Here is a 17,586-nt window from a genome sequence, read left to right on the forward strand (position 1 = left end):
TGGTTGCTTTGTTTTGTCATTTTTCTTGGCGGTGGTAATGGAGGCGATGAGCTTTCTTCTGATTGTTCCACATTTTCTGTGCCTCCAAAGAATAACCATCTATCTGCATAGATGTGGAAACACGAGTAAATAGATATACTTTTGGTTTTTCTTTTCCCAATTATATCATCTCCTTTAGATATTTTTATCCGGAAGTTTTAGCAAAGCATCAATAACCGGGCGAACCATTTGTACTGATTCTACCTTGTTAATAGCACAGAGTTTTCGTCCTGCATCCTTACTGGATGCTCCACAATGGTATGCTTGCTCTGTTGATAATCCATAATCGAGTACAATAAGCCTATCATGACAATCAGGATTAGCCTTAATTCGAAGCGGTGGATATTGGTTTAGAAAATCATTAACCACTGATGTTGTAAGAAAGCCTCGCTTACCGTGTCCATTTTCTGTAAAAAGAATAACCTCAACCCCTGGATTTTTCTGCGATAATAACTGTAAAGACTTCGTATTCATATAATCGTCAACAACATAAATTGATTTTGCTGCCTGCTGATAGATATCTATGTAAGCCGCATCAGCTTCAAACTTCTGACCTTTATAGATTATAAAATTCTTAAAATCCTTATCCGAAACAAAATTTTCATTCAGGGTATCAATACTCTTCTGAATATCTTCAATTGCCTTATCCGTTTTCTTCTGATGATCAATTGCTCCTGCCATTTGCACTGAAAGCTCCGAAACTTTAGCAGTGACCATGCTCATTTCAGACTGGGTAACGAACTGCTGATTCTGTCGGATGTAATGACGCATTTCCTTAAAAGCACGCATAATGAAAATACTCTGTTGCTCTGCCAATTCTCCTCTAAGAACAGTAGCAAGCATATATATTCCCTGCTCAGTAAAAGCATAAGGAAGTTTTCTTTTACCGCCCCAACTTGAAGTCGCATTTTGCGACTTCAAGTTCTCTTGTGATGAAGTCGCAAAATGCGACTTCACCAAATCAACTTCATCCATTGTTAATTGAAACATAAAATCCTCTGGGAATCTGTTTATATTTCGTTTAACCTGCTCATTTAATCTTTTAACCTCATATCCATATATTGAAGCCAAATCATAATCCAGCATCACCTGCTGTCCGCGAATCGTATATACACAGTTTCTAATAGACTCAACTGTGAGTAATCCTGTTGTATTTTCCATAAACACTATATTCCTTTGCATTTTCTTTTTTTGAAGTCACAAATTGTGACTTCATGTATTTATGCGTTAAAAACAAAAATATTTTTGTGGCCGAAAAAATAGACCACAAAGCCTCGGTTCAAATTTGTAAACGCATATTAGACTTAGAACTATATCTACATGTCTTCAAGACTTTCTATCTTCTTCAAGGCCTCCATATAAGCCATAAGCCTCTTCTGCTGTTCTTCCTTAAGATTATGATAATCTTCAATCATCTGAACATCGCCTGGAGTGAATTTACTTTCTGGACTTGCTGCAGCAATTTCCTCTTCATCCTCAATTCCTTTACCGGTAAGAAGTTGCTCCGGGGTAATTTGTAAAACATTACAGATGTCCATTATCTTTTCTACAGTAGGATTGGTCTTTCTCTTTTTCCATTCGCTTATGGTACTGGTTGAAATACCTACCTGCTTTGCAAACTCCGCCTGAGTCATATTGCGTTCTTTCAAAACCTTTATAATTCTTTCACTGATAATCATGAGTGATACCTCGCTTGCCATTCACTTATATAACATTCATATTAGTGAATTCATTTTACCACACCTCATGATATCCTTCAATGTTCTACTTCGTTTTCTTATTACGGAACTTCATATACGCCTTATAAGATTCATATATATATCTTTTTTGAAGATAGACATCAGGATCTGGTAATGAATCAAAATCAATTTCATCAGCGTATTTTGCTATTATATTTCCGATAAAGTTTGCAAGAGAACTCCATTCATCTTTGTCTTTTACTATCACTTTATTCTTCACAGCTATCCCCTTCCTTAAATGAGATTTTTGGCCTTTCACAAATTGGCAAGCAGTGCATCGGTGTACACCTGATGCGATTTTGCCTGTTGGGGAGTGTGCCCCAATCCCCCTGATTGCCGATTTTCATCGACAAGCTACGCCTGCAATGCAGGCTAAAAACGAAGTCAATAAATGTCCAAATATTTGTTAAAAGTCTTTTCCACCTTCTTCAAAACTCGTTCATGATTCTCCTTCATATCCGAAATTGTTTTGCCATCTACAGTGCCACATGAATTGGCAACTTTTGCAATCTGGTTGATATTGTTGCTGTCAATTTTTAGAAGTTTGATGATTTCTAATAACTCACTGAAGTCTATGTGAATGTAATATCCATCGATTGCCATCTTCCTAATATAGGCGCTCATGTTTTTGACTCCTATCTTCTCCATCCTGTCATGAATCATCTGCAATTCATTTTCAGGAATCTTGATATGAATCTGTTTGTTACATGGAACGTATCCCTGATTTAACAACATTTGCTTTTCACCTCCTCTCGTTATCGTTGTTCATGGACTAATTATCCAAGATTTAGAACCCCTACTCCGTATATCCAAGAGGTAGGAAATAGCTGCACTTCTCAAAATTTTCCACGATATTGGAATTCATCATTTATAGCAAACTTACATTCTGTTATGATTTACATATACAAGAACTTTTGGAAAAGCACTGGGGGAATAAAGCATTGAAGTGTAAATTATCAATTCAGGAAAAACTAAAAGATTTGAGAATAGAAAAAGGCCTGTCTCTGCAAGAATTGTCAGAGCAGACCGGGATATCCAGAGCATCTCTTGGAAATTATGAAACAGATGATTACAAAGAAATCTCTCACAAGGCCATCATCACACTTGCAGATTTTTATGGAGTAACATCAGATTATCTTCTGGGGCTTACAGAAAACAGAGAGCAACATCCATTCCCTGTAGATGAACTTGGGCTAGATGATGAAACTATAAATCTATTGAAAAGTGGAAAGCTTAATGTCCGCCTAATTTGTGAAATGATTAAGCATCCAGATTATATAAATTTTATTTCTGATATGGAAATTTATGTTGATAATCTTGCCGGAATGCAATTTAGAAACATTAACAAAATGATTGAACAGACAAGAGTCCGCCTTCAAAATAAAGGCATTTCTGATGAAGATCATTACATGAAAACTTTACAGGCAGCTACTATCTCCGAAGACAATTACTTTAACAATCTCCTCGGAAATGATGTAGTAAAAATTGCTAAAGATATAAGAGACGCACACAGCAAAGATCCTGAAACTGGTGATACAACAACACCTGTTGATGATATACTCGACTCATTTGAAGAACTAAAAACTGCCGACAATGCAACACAGGCTCAAATGGTCATGTACAGCAAACTCTTCAAAATCAATTTTACAAAAATGGATCCCTACGAGTTTAAGACCTTTACAGACATCCTTCAAAGATACTCGGACCTCTGTAAACCAGTAAAAGGGAATGGCCGCGGCAAGAAGAAAAAATAATCCCGCAGCTGTCTGCTCATCACAGACAACCACGGGCATACCCTTGCGTTTATTCTACTCTTCCGCAGTATATTTCACATTGAGTAGTACATGGTCATCTTTCCCTTTTCAGCCTATAAGTTCTGTAATTGTCTTTTTCTCAAACCGCTTTAGTGGAAAATATACTGCCGCCATAGCGGATCCAAATACAAGAGCCACAATAATACATAACTCGATTACTGGAAACTGCCATTCAGTACCATAGTAACTTGAGATTGCAGTTTTATAAAACCAGGCATGGAGCAAAGTTCCCGGGACACATCCGGCGAAACAACCAACAACAGCCAACGTCATTGTCTCTGCAAGTATCATTTTCTTTAGCTGGTGATTATCTAACCCTATTGCACGCATCATCCCATACTGTCTACTGCGGGCCGAAACACTCATGGTAATACTGTTTATAATATTTAATGCTGCGATAAGACCAAGGATTCCCAGAAATGTATATACAAGCAAAGAAAAAGCGTAGTATGTACTATTTGCTTCCAAATTGATTGCCCTTCTGTCACTTAGAACAAGATCATCATCAATCATCGCGCGAATACTATTAATTGTATCATCTCCAGCATCTTTTTCTAACTGAATATCAATTACTGAATACTCTGTTTCACCTACATACTCTGTGAATGTCTCCTCAGAACATATTACGGTTAGACTATCTGTCGTTGAAAACGGGTTATCAGATATCATTGCAGCTACATGTAATTCATTTCCATTTAATGTATAACAGTCTCCAATATTTATAATGTGGTTTTGATCATATACGACAATAACAGAGCCGATTTCATTTTTAACACTTTCAATATTTCCTCCCCGGATCAAATCCTCCTTTGCCCATTCAAGCTGAAGATCATCATATGAAATCAAATCAATCTGCCTTATACCAGTATTGGTTTCAACATCTGCCAATACGTGCATACGTCCATATACATTTTTCACTCCGGTTATTTCCCGAATCTTTTGTGCAAATTCCTGATTGAACACCGCTCCATAATCCCGTCTATAGATACTAACCTGTGGAGTATAAGATTTTGTTGTTGTAAGCGAAGTATTTATCCAATCAATCATCACAGAACACATAAGGAACAGGATAATGCTAAGAGCAAAAGATCCGGAAATCAGTATTACGTTCTTTTTCTTTTTCACAGCGTGATAAACTCCAAGAGAGGTCTCTACATCAGTAACTATCTTCGCTGAGTTATTAAAAACCACAGTCTGTTCACCTGCAACTGCTTTAATAGGCGATACCTTAGATGCCTTTCTGGCGGGGGCTTCAGCTGAAATAAGAACAGTAATTATTCCAACCATAATTCCCAAAGCGATACCCGTAAAACTAATTTTACCTACAGGCATATTCTCCCACTCGCCACCTATACCATACGCAAGTACTGCACATATTCCCCAACATGCCAGCATAGAAGCACATATCCCAGTAGGAATAGCAAGTTTTAGCCATTTTAACGCCTCACATCTCACAATATGACGCACTTGACTTTTACTTGTTCCTATACATCTTAGCATTCCAAAATATTGTGTTCGCTCTGAAATATTCGCATTCATACTGCCCGATATCATAAAAATTCCCGCCAATATAACCAGAACAACTAAGATCCCTGCAATTCCATACAGTCCAACAATATAGCTATTTGTACTAATTCCCATAAGTCCCAGAATTGCAGTATTCTCGCTAATGTTTTCATCCGTCAGACCATACGCTTTCTTAAGCCGGGCAATATCATCTTTTATGTGAAAGCTCTTCTTAAACCTGATATAATACACAGGCTCATTATCAATACCATTTACAGTGATCTTATCAAATGTTTCATAGTTCAGTATGCTGAGAATCGCATCTTGACTTAGGCTTATTGAAGTATCGATTATAAATCCGCAAATCGTATATGTATGTTCTCCATCCGGTGCATCAAAGACCACCTTGTCTCCAATAGAGTATCCAAATACATCTTTTGCATTCAAACTGAGCAGAACCTCTGAATCATCTTCTGGGAAATGACCTTCCAAAAGAGATCCGGGAACCATTTCCATAAATGTCGGTTCCGTTCCGACAATACAAAGCATATGCCCATCTAAAAGATAATCCTCATCAAGATTATAATTAAGTGTATCGTAGCAACAGCTTTCCTCAATATCAGCTTCTTTAAGCACTTCATTCATTTCGTTTGCTGAAATATTCTTGAGTAAAATATGCCAGTTTCCATGACTTCTGATCATGTTTTCACTCATGTGCATATACTCAAAATCAACCATGCTAAAAACCGAAGTCACCAGAAAAACTGCCAGGAAGATACATGCTATCGTCATGTAACTCTGGCGTCTGTTGTGACGTGAATGCAGCTTCGCCAATTCCAGATAACTCCTCATTCACGACACCTCCCCAGATCAGTAACTACTCCATCACTTACATTGAGAATACGGTCAGCAGAACGTGAAATATTCATATTATGCGTAATCATGATAATAGTCTGTTCATATTTTGTAGATGCTTCTTTTAACAAGGCAATTACTTCCCGACTATTTGCAGAATCAAGATTACCGGTTGGTTCATCTGCCAGAATCAGACTCGGTCTAGTAAAAAGAGCTCTGCCTATCGCTACACGTTGCTGCTGTCCACCCGAAAGCTGTCCCGGAAGGTGATTCCTTCGTTCCTTTAAATTCAGTATATCAAGCAATTCCTCCAAATATACTTTATCGGGCTTTTGATAATCCAATAATACAGGGAACATGATATTCTGCTCTACAGACAACTCCGGGAGCAGATTAAAAGCCTGAAAAATAAAGCCGATATTTCTTCGCCTAAAAACAGTCATGGCATTGTCATTCATTGAAAAAATATCATTTCCGTCAATATATATTTTCCCATTATTTGGTGTATCTAATCCACCAATCAAATTTAACAACGTGCTTTTTCCAGAGCCGGATTCCCCAACAATTGCAACAAATTCTCCTTTAGGCACAGTAAAACTAACATTTTTCAAAGCTTGTACTGCTGTATCTCCGCTTCCATATTGTTTGGAAAGCTCTTTTACCTCCAATAGATCCATTTATAACTGCCTCCTTGTCATATATTGGCTCTATTGTAGTCGTGGATTCCTACACTGACACTAATACAACCTTACAATTTAGTAGGAATTAGAAAATTAACAGAAAAAGTTGTTCCTTTTCCAAGCTCACTATCTACTTCTATTATTCCACCATGCGTCTCGATAATTGTCTTTGCCAAAGGAAGTCCTAGACCAATCCCATGCGTGTCCTGAGAAAACCGACTACGATAAAAACGTTTAAAAATATGATTCAAATCTTCCGGATGGATCCCACTTCCATTATCTCTGAACATTACATTTAAAATATTGCCCTTTTTAACCCATTTTACAGAAATTATCCCTCCATCGGATGTGTGGTCTATGGCATTTTTAACAATGTTTCCAAAAGCTTCAGAAATCCATTCATAATCGCAGTTAAAAATAATATCCTCTCCCTCGAAAACGAGTTTCTTATTTTCAATCTCAGCACGATAGGAAAAGCGCTGTTTCAAATCATCCATGATTTCCGCTATACTTTCAGAATGCTTTTCAAATGTTATCGCGCCCGCATCCATGCGATATATTTTTAAAAGATTTTTTACCAACACATCTATCCTTGTAAGTTCAGCACCAGAAGCCTCGGAAAAGTGTCTGACATCATCCATACTTTCTGCATCAGATATCAATTCATTGTAAACTCCAAGCGCTGACAATGGAGTTTTTAACTGGTGTGAAATATCAGATATAGCCGTTTTCAGAAATTCATTTGTCTGCTTTTCTCTTTCTGTCTGTGCAGCCGAAACAGACGAAAGATTATTGATCGTCTGAAATAAATAGAAAAGCTCACCTTCTTCATTACATTCAATACGTTCATCCTTCTGTCCAGACAAAAATAGATTTATTTGATCAACTGCATTTTCAAGTAAAGTATCCTGCTTTTTAAAGTAGTCGATGAAGAATACCAGAATAGTCATTGATACCGCAAACGACAAAAGCAAAAGAGAAAAAGAAAACTGACGGTTAAGACATTGAATTGCAAATGCATAGAAAAAAAGAATGCCTATAACTGCCAGTAATAACTTTCGAATATGCCTATTTGCAAACAGCCTCATAGCATTACCCTCCATTTATATCCCATACCTCTGACTGTTATGATTTTTTCAGGACAATCTGGCTCCTTCTCAATCTTCATTCGAAGTCTTCTTATATATACACTAAGTGTATTATCTTCAACAAAATTCCCCTCTCGATCCCACAGTCGCTCATAAAGTTTTTCTTTTGACAAAACAATATTGGGATTTTGCATAAAGAAACAAAGAAGCTTAAACTCTACACTGGTCAGATCTATGGATTTACCTTCACAGAATGCTATCCCTTGCAAATAATCGACTTTAATTCCATTTGATTCAAGAATAGTTTTATCATCTGAGCCTATTTTTGTTCTGCGTAGTAAGGCACTGACACGGCTAAGTAATATTCCAAGCTTGAATGGTTTTGTCACATAATCATCTCCGCCAATGTCCAATCCCATAATAACATTTGTTTCTTCGTCAGATGCAGTCAGAAAAATGATTGGAACTTCGGAGTTTTGACGAACTAATTTACAGAAATCAAATCCGTTTCCATCCGGTAGAGACACATCAAGAATTAGCAAATCATATTTTTTTTCATTCCATGCTTTTTTAGCTTCAGCAATAGTTCTTTTTCCATCTATTTCATACCCTTGCTTTTTTAACGCAAAAGTCAGTCCTTCAGAAAGGCCTAAATCATCTTCTAAAAGTAGAATACTCTTCATATGTCCCCCATAAGTCAAAGTCTAACAAAAGTCTTATCATATCATTTTAAAATTTCTCAGTGCTTCTTCAATCGCTCTTACCTTTTCCTCCGGACATCCAGGCTGTCTGCTATTCTCAGATTTTGGCTTATTGTAATTTTCACGCTCAATAATCCCATGCTTCTGCTTTACCTGAGCAATGTTCAGATTTGTCACATGAAATCCATAGTTCTCCTGCACCCATTCCTCTATCTCTTTGTATGTTGCCTTAGCTTCCGCACTTGTAAGATCAAGCTCATCCATATCCACCTTTACGTTGATATGATGTTTTGCTTCATGAAGTTTGGACAATAAACATACCGTCTCCACATGCACAGTATGACTAAACATGTCACAAGGACGAATCTTTTTAATTTCGTATCCGCCATCCACCAGTATTCTCAGGTCACGGGCGAGGGTTGCACTATCGCAGCTGACATAAACAATTCTCTCAGGCTTCATCTTAAGCATGGTCTCAAGGCACTTCTCGTCGCATCCTTTGCGAGGAGGGTCAACAACAATGACATCAGGATGTAGGCTGGCAGCATCTTTGTTTTCCTTCATCTGCTTTTCATAGAACTTAGGAAGTACCTCCTCAGCCTTACCACAGAAAAAGTCCGCATTATCAAGGCCGTTACGAACCGCATTCTTCTTGGCATCCTCGATGGCTGCGTCAATTATCTCAACGCCGTAGACATGTCCTGCTGCCTTTGCCATAGACAGGGTGATGGTTCCTATGCCGCAGTACAGGTCCCAGACTGTCTCTTTTCCTGTAAGTCCGGCATATTCGATGGCCTGTCCGTAGAGTTTCTCACATTGAACAGGATTGACCTGGAAAAATGAAAGGGGCGAGATCTCGAATTCAAGGCCGCAGAGCGTGTCACGGATTGTGTCCGTTCCCCAGATGGTATGGATCTCGTAGCCCATGATAACGTTGGTATTCTCAGTGTTTATACTGACAGAGATGCTTGTCATCCCGGCGACGGCAGAAAGTCTCTCCGTAAGCTGTTTCTGATTCTTAATATACTCTGCTTCACCGGCATTATTCTTCGAAGTCTTTCCATGACTATCAGTGCCCTTGTAATTGATCACAAGGCACACCATGATCTGACCACTCTTGAAGCCCTTCCTTATCAGTACATGACGAACAAGGCCCTTGCCGGTCTTCTCATCATAGGGCCGGATATTATTCTTTTCCATGTGGCCTGTGATGATGTCCAGTATCTCTTTGTTCTCTTCTGTTCCGATAAGGCAATCACTGACAGGAATAATGCTGTGGGTTCTCCCTGCGTAAAAGCCTGCAATGTTTTTGCCATTCTTATCCTTGCCAATGGGGAACTGGGCTTTGTTTCTGTATCTCCAGGGCTCCTCCATTCCGATGATCGGCTCCATAACAGAATCAACAAAAGCTTCATCAAAACCGCCAAGACGCACGATGTTGCTGCGAACCTTGTTCTGCTTGAACTCAAGCTCTCTTTCGTAGGACATACTCTGGGTCTGGCAGCCGCCGCACTGACGGGCAATGGGGCACTTTGGCTCCACGCGGTATTCGGAAGGCCTTATCACCTCATCAAGATGGGCGTAGGCATAGTTTTTCTTGGCCTTCATAATGGAGGCCTTAACTGTATCTCCTATTACCGCATCCTTTACAAAAAGGGTATAGCCGTCTATCTTGCCAATACCCTCCCCGTCAATTCCTATATCTTCAATTGTAAGTGTCAGAACATCGCCCTTGTTGTATGGGGCATTCTTTTCTACTTTCATGACTTCCTCCAATGCAGCCTGTGCAATTCCCCTTCCTTCTCCAGACCTGCGAAGTTGTTCTGGCGAAGTGCCTCATACAGCACAATTGCCACAGAGTTAGACAGATTCAGCGACCTGATCTCCTCTCCCATGGGAATCCTGATACAGGTCTCCTCATTGTCCACCAGAATTTCCTCCGGGATTCCGGCGCTCTCTTTTCCGAACATGATGAAATCATCGGGACCGAAATCCGCCTCCACATAGGACTTCTTCGCCTTGGTGGTGGCATACCAGATCCTGGCGCCGGGGTGCTTGTCACAGAACTCGTTGTAGTCCATGTACCTTGTCACATCGAGCTTGTCCCAGTAGTCCATTCCGGCTCTCTTTAGTTCTTTTTCCCCGAGACGAAAGCCCAGGGGCTCGATAAGATGAAGACTTGTGTTCGTTGCAACGCAGGTTCTTCCGATATTTCCCGTATTTGCTGGAATCTCCGGCTGATGTAAAACTATATGCATAAAATATTAAACCTCTTCTTCGTCCATGACCTTAGCCTTAGGCAGGGAAAAAATAAACTCCGTGCCAACGCCCTCCGTACTGATGACGTTGATGTTTTCCTCATGGGCTTTAATAATCTCTTTTACAATGGAAAGGCCAAGGCCTGTTCCCTTCTTGTCCTTGCCTCGCGACAGGTCGGACTTGTAGAATCTCTCGAAGATCATCTTCTGATCATCCTTGGGGATTCCGATTCCGCTGTCCTTGACGGATACAAAGACCTTGCTGTGCTTCTCCGTGGTCTCTATCTTGATGGAGGAATCATGGTGACTGAACTTGATGGCGTTGTCCACAAGATTGTACAGCACCTGCTGGATCTTGCTGATGTCAGCGTTCACCAGCATTTTTTCGTCGGTGAGCACCAGTTCTATGGCAATCCTCTTTTCCCTGCAGGTTCCCTCGAAGGAAGCAGCAACGTTTCGGATTACCTGGTTGATGTCAAAATCTGTTTTATCAAGCAGCATTCCCCTGGTGTTAAGGTTGTTCAGTGTCAGCAGCTCGTTGGTAAGCTTGGTAAGTCTGTCGGTCTCGTTGATGACTATCCCAAGATATCTGTCGTGCATCTCCTCAGGAATGGTTCCATCCTGCATCGCCACCAGATACCCCTTGATGGAAGTAAGGGGAGACCTGAAATCGTGGGATACATTGGCGATGAACTTCTTCTGATCATCCTCCTGACGGGCAATCTCTCCTGCCATGTAGGACAGAGTCGCTGCAAGATATCCCATCTCATCCTCCGACTCCACCGTAAACTCATAGGCCATATTGCCGGCGGCATACTGCTCTGTGGCCTTGGTGATCTTACGAAGTGGCATATACACCAGCTCCGTGAAGAAGATCAGGATTATCATGGACAGCAAAAAGAGCACTATCAGCATCAGATATGAAATATTCAGATAATCATTGGCCTGCTCCTGAATATCGATAACAGGCTCATGAACAATAACATAGGCCTGAACCTTGTACCCCGCTGTAATCGGGGCAAAAACGCTGAGCATATCCTCATCAAAGGTTCCGAAGAAATTACCTGTGGTGTAATAATACCCGCCGGTAACCGTTGGATCAAAGCCGTTTACCACGATCTCATCTCCGGGGCCCAAGACTCTTGAGGAATCAAGAACCAGTCGTCCCGAAGGGTTGATGATCCAGATGGACGCTCCCTGCATGTACTTGGACAGAGCCACCATCTGGGTATGCACAGCCTCCAGCGAAGTCTCACTGTTATACAGGTCTGCCGCATAGGTATTGGCAATCTGGGTTGCGATCTGATACATGGTATCCGCCCTGTCACGCCTTATCCTCTCATAGGTCATGCTGTACACAAAGGTTGCCACCACGATAAATCCAAAGATTCCAAACAGCAGGTATGCCAGCAGAAATTTTAAATAAAGAGTTCTCTTCATAAGTAAAAATCCTTACTGTTGTACCTCAAATTTGTAGCCGATTCCCCAGATTGTAGCAAGGCGCCAGCTGTCGTGATCGCTAAGTTTCTCACGAAGACGCTTGATATGTACGTCAACGGTTCTGGTATCTCCGATGTACTCATAGCCCCAGATCTGGTCAAGAAGCTGCTCTCTGGTAAAAACGTGATTTGGCGAAGCCGCAAGGAAGTACAACAGCTCTAACTCCTTCGGCGGCATATCAACTCTCTCTCCCTGATAGGTTACGGAGTAGTTGGTCATATTGATCTCAAGATCCGGATATCTTACCACCTTGTCATTAGGCTTCTCCGGCTCCTGAACCGGTGCTTTGGTGCGGCGAAGAACAGCCTTTACCCTTGCCACCAGCTCCTTGGAATCAAAGGGCTTCTCCATGTAATCATCTGCCCCCATCTCAAGACCAAGAACCTTATCAAAAACCTCTCCCTTGGCGGAGAGCATGATGATCGGCACCTGAGACCTGGTCCTTATCTCCCTGCAGACCTGATAGCCGTCGATTCCCGGCAGCATCAGATCCAGAAGGATAAGATCCGGATTAAAAGTGTCATAGGTGTTAATTGCCGATTCGCCATCGTTACAGATCCTGGTCTCGAAGCACTCCTTGATAAGGTAGAGTGAAACCAGCTCTGCGATATTGTTGTCGTCATCGACGATTAAGATTTTCTGTTTGTTTACCATTTTTACCTTCCCATTCCCCTCATATTATGAAAATCATTTAATAAAATTAACTATTGTAACACCCGCATCGCCTTCGCCGTATTCGCCCAGCTTGTAGGACTTGACGTAGGGCACGCCCTTAAGATAGTTGTGAACTGCATTCCTGAGAGCTCCCGAACCCTTGCCGTGTACGACTCTGACGTTATTAAGATGAGTCATATAGGCGTCGTCCAGGTATTTATCCAGAGCGGCGATGGCATCGTCGCAGTTCTTGCCGATAAGATTGATCTCTGTTCTGATATTGGCAGCCTTGGACAGATCCATCTTGCCGCCGCTTGTGTTCCTACCATAGAACTTCTTCATAGCAGTCTTCGCATCATCGTCGGACACCAGCACCAGATCGCGAATATTGGCCTTGGTCCTCATGATACCGCACTGAACATAAAGGTTGCCGTCCTTGTCGGGCTTGGAGCTGATGGTTCCCTTAAGTCCCATGGACACGATCTTGACGGACTCGCCCAGCTTAAGCTGAGATTCCTTAAGGATCGGATGAGTCTCCTTGGCCTTCTCGTTCTTGGAAGAATTGGAAATAGCCTTGTTCTTGTCGGAGATCTTCTGTCCTACGCTGGTTCTTGCTCTCTCAAGATCAGCAATTGACGCTCCGGGGCCTGCCTTTCTGAAGGTCCTGATGGTATCATCCGCCATGTCCTTGGCCTCCTGCAGGATCTCTCTTGCCTGCTCATTGGCCTCTCTGATGATATCCTCACGCTGCCTGTCCAGCTTGTCTGTCTTTTCCTCAAGGCGCTTGTGAAGCTCCTGGGTCTCCTTCTTGTACTGCTCGATCTCAAGTCTCTCATTCTCGATGATCTTGCGGCTTCTCTCAAGGTCTGCCAGCAGATCCTCAAACTTTTTGTCCTCGGTACTGATCTGCCCCTTGGCCGCCTCAATGATCCTCTCGGGAAGGCCCAGCTTCTGGGAAATTGCAAAAGCGTTACTCTTTCCGGGGATTCCGATAAGAAGCTTGTAGGTGGGGCGAAGGGACTCCACATCGAACTCGCAGCTGGCATTCTGTATACCCGGTGTATTAAGGGCATAGACCTTTAGCTCGCTGTAGTGGGTGGTTGCCATAGTTCTGATCTTCCTTGAATGCAGGTCATTCAGAATAGATATGGCAAGCGCCGCTCCCTCTGTGGGATCCGTTCCCGCACCCAGCTCATCGAAAAGACACAGCGAATTCTCGTCGGCGTGCTCAAGAATGGATACCGTATTGGTCATATGTGATGAGAAGGTTGAAAGAGACTGCTCAATACTCTGCTCATCACCGATATCTGCATAAACCTCATCAAACACAGACAGCTCTGAGTGATCACCTGCAGGTATCGCAAGGCCTGCTTGTCCCATCAGTGTCAAAAGACCTACTGTCTTCAAGGTAACTGTTTTACCACCGGTATTTGGTCCCGTGATAATAAGCATATCGAAATCTCTGCCCAGATATACATCGATGGGAACCACCTTCTTTTTGTCGATAAGAGGATGTCTTCCCTTCTTGATGTCGATGGCGTGGTGCTCGTTAAATACAGGAACCATGCCGTTTATCTCAAGGGCATAGGAAGCCTTGGCAAAAACAAAGTCAAGGTCCGTCATTATATCAGAATCAAACTTGATGTCGTCCACATGCTCCGCAACACGAAGGCTCAGCTCCGCCAGGATCTTCTCAATCTCAGCCTGCTCCTGCAACGCCATCTCTCTAAGCTTATTGTTCAGTTCAACTATTGCCTGGGGCTCGATAAAAAGAGTGGAACCCGAGGAGGACTGGTCGTGAACAATTCCGCTTACCTGTCCCTTATACTCCGAACGAACAGGAATACAGTATCTGTCACCTCTCATGGTAACAACGCTGTCCTGAAGATAGGTCCTCATGGAACCATTGATCATCTTGTTAAGCTGCTCGTGGATACGGTCGTTGGTTAACATGATGCCACGTCTGATGTGCTTCAACGCAGGACTTGCATCAGAAGCGATCTCATCTTCTGACACAATGCATCTTCTAATCTCTGCTGCCACGAAGGTCAGAGGCTCCAGCATACTGAACATCTCCGATAAAGAGTCGGTGTTCTCATCCTCTCTTGCGGGACGGCCATAGCTCTTAACTCTGTTAACATTGTCAAGGAAAGAGGCAAGGCGAAGAAGTGAACCCATATCCAGGGCTGCTCCTATCTTCAGAGCCTTCAGAGTTCCTGTAAAATCTCTATTGTCTCCAAAGGAAGTGGAACCCTTCTTGAATATCCTTGCAATGGCATCATTAGTCTTAGTCAGGTTATTTCTTATTTCCTTAATATCGGAAGACGGCACCAGCTCCCGGCACATCTTCCTTCCCGGGTCAGAGCTGGCGTGATCCGTCAGTCTTTCTATTATCTTGTCGTACTCAAGTACGTGTAATGCTTTCGAATTCATCTAATATCCTTCTGTCATAGTTTTTGGTGCAATACATAATCATCCAAATTACAGTGTAACATCTTAATCGGGTTTTTGCTAGCATTCATGGGCTTTGCCCCATAAAAAAAGAGATGCTCATGGCGAGCATCTCCTGAAATCTTAATATCAAATTTACCAGACAGCCTCTTCAAAATAGTACCAAGAATCGCATATTTTCTTTGCCTTATACCTATATTTCTCTTGGGAAGAGGCACCATCATACTCATAATAATCGCCACCCTTAGCACGTCCGTATATATCCGATAATGTGTCTGTAGGAGAAAAATACATTCCACAGTAATAGTAATCATGATCTATTGGCTGGTAACCCAAGTAAAAAACCACTCTATCCTCCGTATTTTCAGCCCCTTTCATCACGTCAACAGACCGAACCTTTAAATCATCAAACGGATCTATGGTTTTTCTGACTGATTCCGGTATTTCATCCGAAGAATAGTAGATTTCTAATTCATTATCCTGATTATCATATAGCGCTTTGGCAAACACGGTAAGTTCATCACGATTACCTAGCACATATTTTTTTACGTTAGCTGCCTTAATTGCATCTGAAATTACAAACAAATAAAGTGCTATCTGTATTGCTAAAAATACTATGCCCCAAAAAGCAATTAGTTTATGTACTCTTTTTTTCAATCAGGTAGCCCCTCCTCTCTCCACTTAATTCCTAGTCTAATAGCTTCAGCATCCTCAGGCATATCCCCAAAATGTGGTAAAAAAGGAGTGTACGTTATATCTGGCAGAAATCTTCGTTTCGTTTGCACCGCTGCACCACCCAAGTATAATAACATCTCTGGGAAGTATTTCGCCCCAACATATGCATAAATAACATTCCCTAATGTCCCTGGATCCATCACTTGACCATGATATAAAAAATATGGATAATCACTGTTGCTAGGACTCGGAAATCCAAATGCATCTTCCCATTTGTTTGCCTTTTTAATATCCATAGGACCATCAGTTCTTACTGCTATATAAAACTTCAAGTAAAGATCTGCTAATGCTTTTGGATCTATTCCATTTCCAGAATTCATTGCCGCTTCATATAACTCATCAAATTCTTTTTCCTTTTCTTTTATCCATTCATCGATTTCTTCCGTGTAATCTATTTCAGACCAGTCTCGAGGCGGTTCATCATTTAAATGCTCCTGTAATTGTTCCAATTTCTCACCTTTTTGTTCTTTTACTTCACGGTAATACCGGACCCACGGCCACCAATTGATTGTAGGAGCACCTATCAATGTCAATAAATCAAAAACAGTCTTTAATGCTTCGTCCGCATTATTATCGCTAACCCCATTTGCATTAATAGCCAAACTAAGTGTACTTTGATTTTTCTGATAACTCTTAATACTCTCCTCTGCATCTACATAACACTTTGTTATAATTTCTAATCCATCCCCCAGTTTCCTCATTTTATCAGAACTTTCAAATGTTCTTTTAGATAAACTCTCTAGCATAGGAACCATCATAACATAACTTGCATCCAAAGAATTTGCGATATTCAAAAGCTCGTTTCCATCTACTCGTAACTCTTCTGACGCATTTTTAAATCTGCTGATTGGCTCTTTCATTTTTTCTGGAGACATCCTAAAACCGTTTCCCACTATTTATACTTTTCTCCTTCGGCAGCATTTTAACTTGTATTATAATGGACATGAGTTTTTTTTGTTGGTTTTCTGACGAATAACACTTCAAATCGGACGAATAACACATTTAGTCTATCCAGATATTCTTGCCTCATCCGTATGGCATTAAAAAGAGATGCTCATGGCGAGCATCTCCGATCTTCAATTAGTCTTCCACTTTTTCATAAAATGAATAGATAGAATTGTAACCCCAATTGCCGCTGCCAATACTGTCCCCCATAAAAACACCCAGAAAAGTCCGAAAATCAAGGTCTCAAAAAAGGTTGCGAAGAAGGCACTTACTCCAAACACCTGCTCCGGATCTCCAATTCCTACCCAAGCGCCATTAACTGCGGTGCCAGCACATTTAATTAAGAGCCGTATAACCGGTATTGATACACATATCCATAAAACAACGTCTAAAACTATCATTAATGCTTTTTTCATTCTTGTTTTTTCCTTTCTTCCACAAGATAATACTATCCTTTCAAATTTTCTAACGATTAGCATTATGAACTACCTCCACCGACACTGCGTCGGAAGAGGTTTCTGTTATGCCGCAGAACGGCATGAACCTTTGGGATGCTTAGTGCATCCCAAAGAACAGGGCATGTCCACTATGCCTCTATCCCATTGGGTTACCTTTGGGAAT

17 protein-coding genes are annotated in these 17,586 nt (G+C 41.4%); 1 reads left to right on the forward strand and 16 read right to left on the reverse strand.

Going from position 1 to position 17,586, the window contains the following annotated elements:
- Positions 1-174 precede the first annotated feature (174 nt).
- The 4 genes from NXH67_RS08165 to NXH67_RS08180 all read right to left on the reverse strand — a co-directional run bounded on the left by NXH67_RS08165 (position 175) and on the right by NXH67_RS08180 (position 2,513).
- Positions 175-1,200, reverse strand: coding sequence for an ORF6N domain-containing protein (locus tag NXH67_RS08165; RefSeq protein ID WP_272797052.1), 1,026 nt, complete (start codon positions 1,198-1,200; stop codon positions 175-177).
- 155 nt (positions 1,201-1,355) lie between these two features.
- Complete coding sequence (locus tag NXH67_RS08170) at positions 1,356-1,739, reverse strand: helix-turn-helix domain-containing protein (RefSeq protein WP_272797053.1); 384 nt, start codon at positions 1,737-1,739, stop codon at positions 1,356-1,358.
- Between the two features lie 64 nt (positions 1,740-1,803).
- Positions 1,804-1,998 (reverse strand): hypothetical protein, encoded by a 195-nt coding sequence (locus NXH67_RS08175; RefSeq protein ID WP_044931394.1) that lies wholly within the window; start codon positions 1,996-1,998, stop codon positions 1,804-1,806.
- Positions 1,999-2,162: 164 nt separating this feature from the next.
- Positions 2,163-2,513 (reverse strand): plasmid mobilization protein, encoded by a 351-nt coding sequence (locus NXH67_RS08180; RefSeq protein WP_026528705.1) that lies wholly within the window; start codon positions 2,511-2,513, stop codon positions 2,163-2,165.
- A gap of 206 nt (positions 2,514-2,719) precedes the next feature.
- Here NXH67_RS08180 and NXH67_RS08185 point away from each other — a divergent pair, with 206 nt between their 5' ends.
- Positions 2,720-3,532, forward strand: a complete 813-nt coding sequence (locus NXH67_RS08185; RefSeq protein ID WP_272797054.1) for a helix-turn-helix domain-containing protein — start codon at positions 2,720-2,722, stop codon at positions 3,530-3,532.
- 108 nt (positions 3,533-3,640) lie between these two features.
- Here NXH67_RS08185 and NXH67_RS08190 read toward each other — a convergent pair whose 3' ends face one another.
- The 12 genes from NXH67_RS08190 to NXH67_RS08245 all read right to left on the reverse strand — a co-directional run bounded on the left by NXH67_RS08190 (position 3,641) and on the right by NXH67_RS08245 (position 17,444).
- Positions 3,641-5,950 (reverse strand): ABC transporter permease, encoded by a 2,310-nt coding sequence (locus tag NXH67_RS08190; RefSeq protein ID WP_272797055.1) that lies wholly within the window; start codon positions 5,948-5,950, stop codon positions 3,641-3,643.
- On the reverse strand, positions 5,947-6,630 hold the full coding sequence (locus tag NXH67_RS08195; RefSeq protein WP_272797056.1) for an ABC transporter ATP-binding protein: 684 nt from the start codon (positions 6,628-6,630) through the stop codon (positions 5,947-5,949). Before NXH67_RS08195 ends, NXH67_RS08190 begins: the two co-directional genes overlap by 4 nt.
- Positions 6,631-6,701: 71 nt before the next feature.
- Positions 6,702-7,721, reverse strand: a complete 1,020-nt coding sequence (locus NXH67_RS08200) for a sensor histidine kinase (protein ID WP_272797057.1) — start codon at positions 7,719-7,721, stop codon at positions 6,702-6,704.
- Positions 7,718-8,404: a response regulator transcription factor gene (locus NXH67_RS08205; RefSeq protein WP_272797058.1), complete on the reverse strand. Its 687-nt coding sequence runs from the start codon at positions 8,402-8,404 to the stop codon at positions 7,718-7,720. Before NXH67_RS08205 ends, NXH67_RS08200 begins: the two co-directional genes overlap by 4 nt.
- Positions 8,405-8,440: 36 nt before the next feature.
- Positions 8,441-10,186, reverse strand: coding sequence for a 23S rRNA (uracil(1939)-C(5))-methyltransferase RlmD (rlmD, locus tag NXH67_RS08210; protein ID WP_272797059.1), 1,746 nt, complete (start codon positions 10,184-10,186; stop codon positions 8,441-8,443).
- Positions 10,183-10,680, reverse strand: a complete 498-nt coding sequence (locus NXH67_RS08215) for a tRNA (cytidine(34)-2'-O)-methyltransferase (RefSeq protein ID WP_272797060.1) — start codon at positions 10,678-10,680, stop codon at positions 10,183-10,185. Before NXH67_RS08215 ends, rlmD begins: the two co-directional genes overlap by 4 nt.
- Positions 10,681-10,686: 6 nt before the next feature.
- Entirely contained in the window at positions 10,687-12,120 is a 1,434-nt protein-coding gene (locus NXH67_RS08220) for a sensor histidine kinase (protein ID WP_022778788.1), read from the reverse strand.
- A gap of 12 nt (positions 12,121-12,132) precedes the next feature.
- The gene (locus NXH67_RS08225; RefSeq protein WP_022778787.1) at positions 12,133-12,834 is read right to left on the reverse strand and encodes a response regulator transcription factor; all 702 of its coding nucleotides are present in this window, start codon (positions 12,832-12,834) and stop codon (positions 12,133-12,135) included.
- A gap of 33 nt (positions 12,835-12,867) precedes the next feature.
- Positions 12,868-15,267: an endonuclease MutS2 gene (locus NXH67_RS08230; RefSeq protein ID WP_272797061.1), complete on the reverse strand. Its 2,400-nt coding sequence runs from the start codon at positions 15,265-15,267 to the stop codon at positions 12,868-12,870.
- A 153-nt stretch (positions 15,268-15,420) separates the two neighbouring features.
- Positions 15,421-15,942: a hypothetical protein gene (locus NXH67_RS08235; RefSeq protein WP_022778785.1), complete on the reverse strand. Its 522-nt coding sequence runs from the start codon at positions 15,940-15,942 to the stop codon at positions 15,421-15,423.
- Positions 15,939-16,913 carry a polymorphic toxin type 44 domain-containing protein gene (locus NXH67_RS08240; protein ID WP_272797062.1) on the reverse strand — a complete coding sequence of 325 codons (975 nt, stop codon included), beginning with the start codon at positions 16,911-16,913 and terminating at the stop codon, positions 15,939-15,941. The genes NXH67_RS08235 and NXH67_RS08240 overlap by 4 nt, the downstream gene beginning before the upstream one ends.
- 183 nt (positions 16,914-17,096) lie before the next feature.
- Complete coding sequence (locus tag NXH67_RS08245; protein ID WP_272797063.1) at positions 17,097-17,444, reverse strand: hypothetical protein; 348 nt, start codon at positions 17,442-17,444, stop codon at positions 17,097-17,099.
- Positions 17,445-17,586 lie beyond the last annotated feature (142 nt).

The sequence above is a fragment of the Butyrivibrio sp. DSM 10294 genome (assembly GCF_028539135.1).
Taxonomy (GTDB): domain Bacteria; phylum Bacillota; class Clostridia; order Lachnospirales; family Lachnospiraceae; genus Butyrivibrio.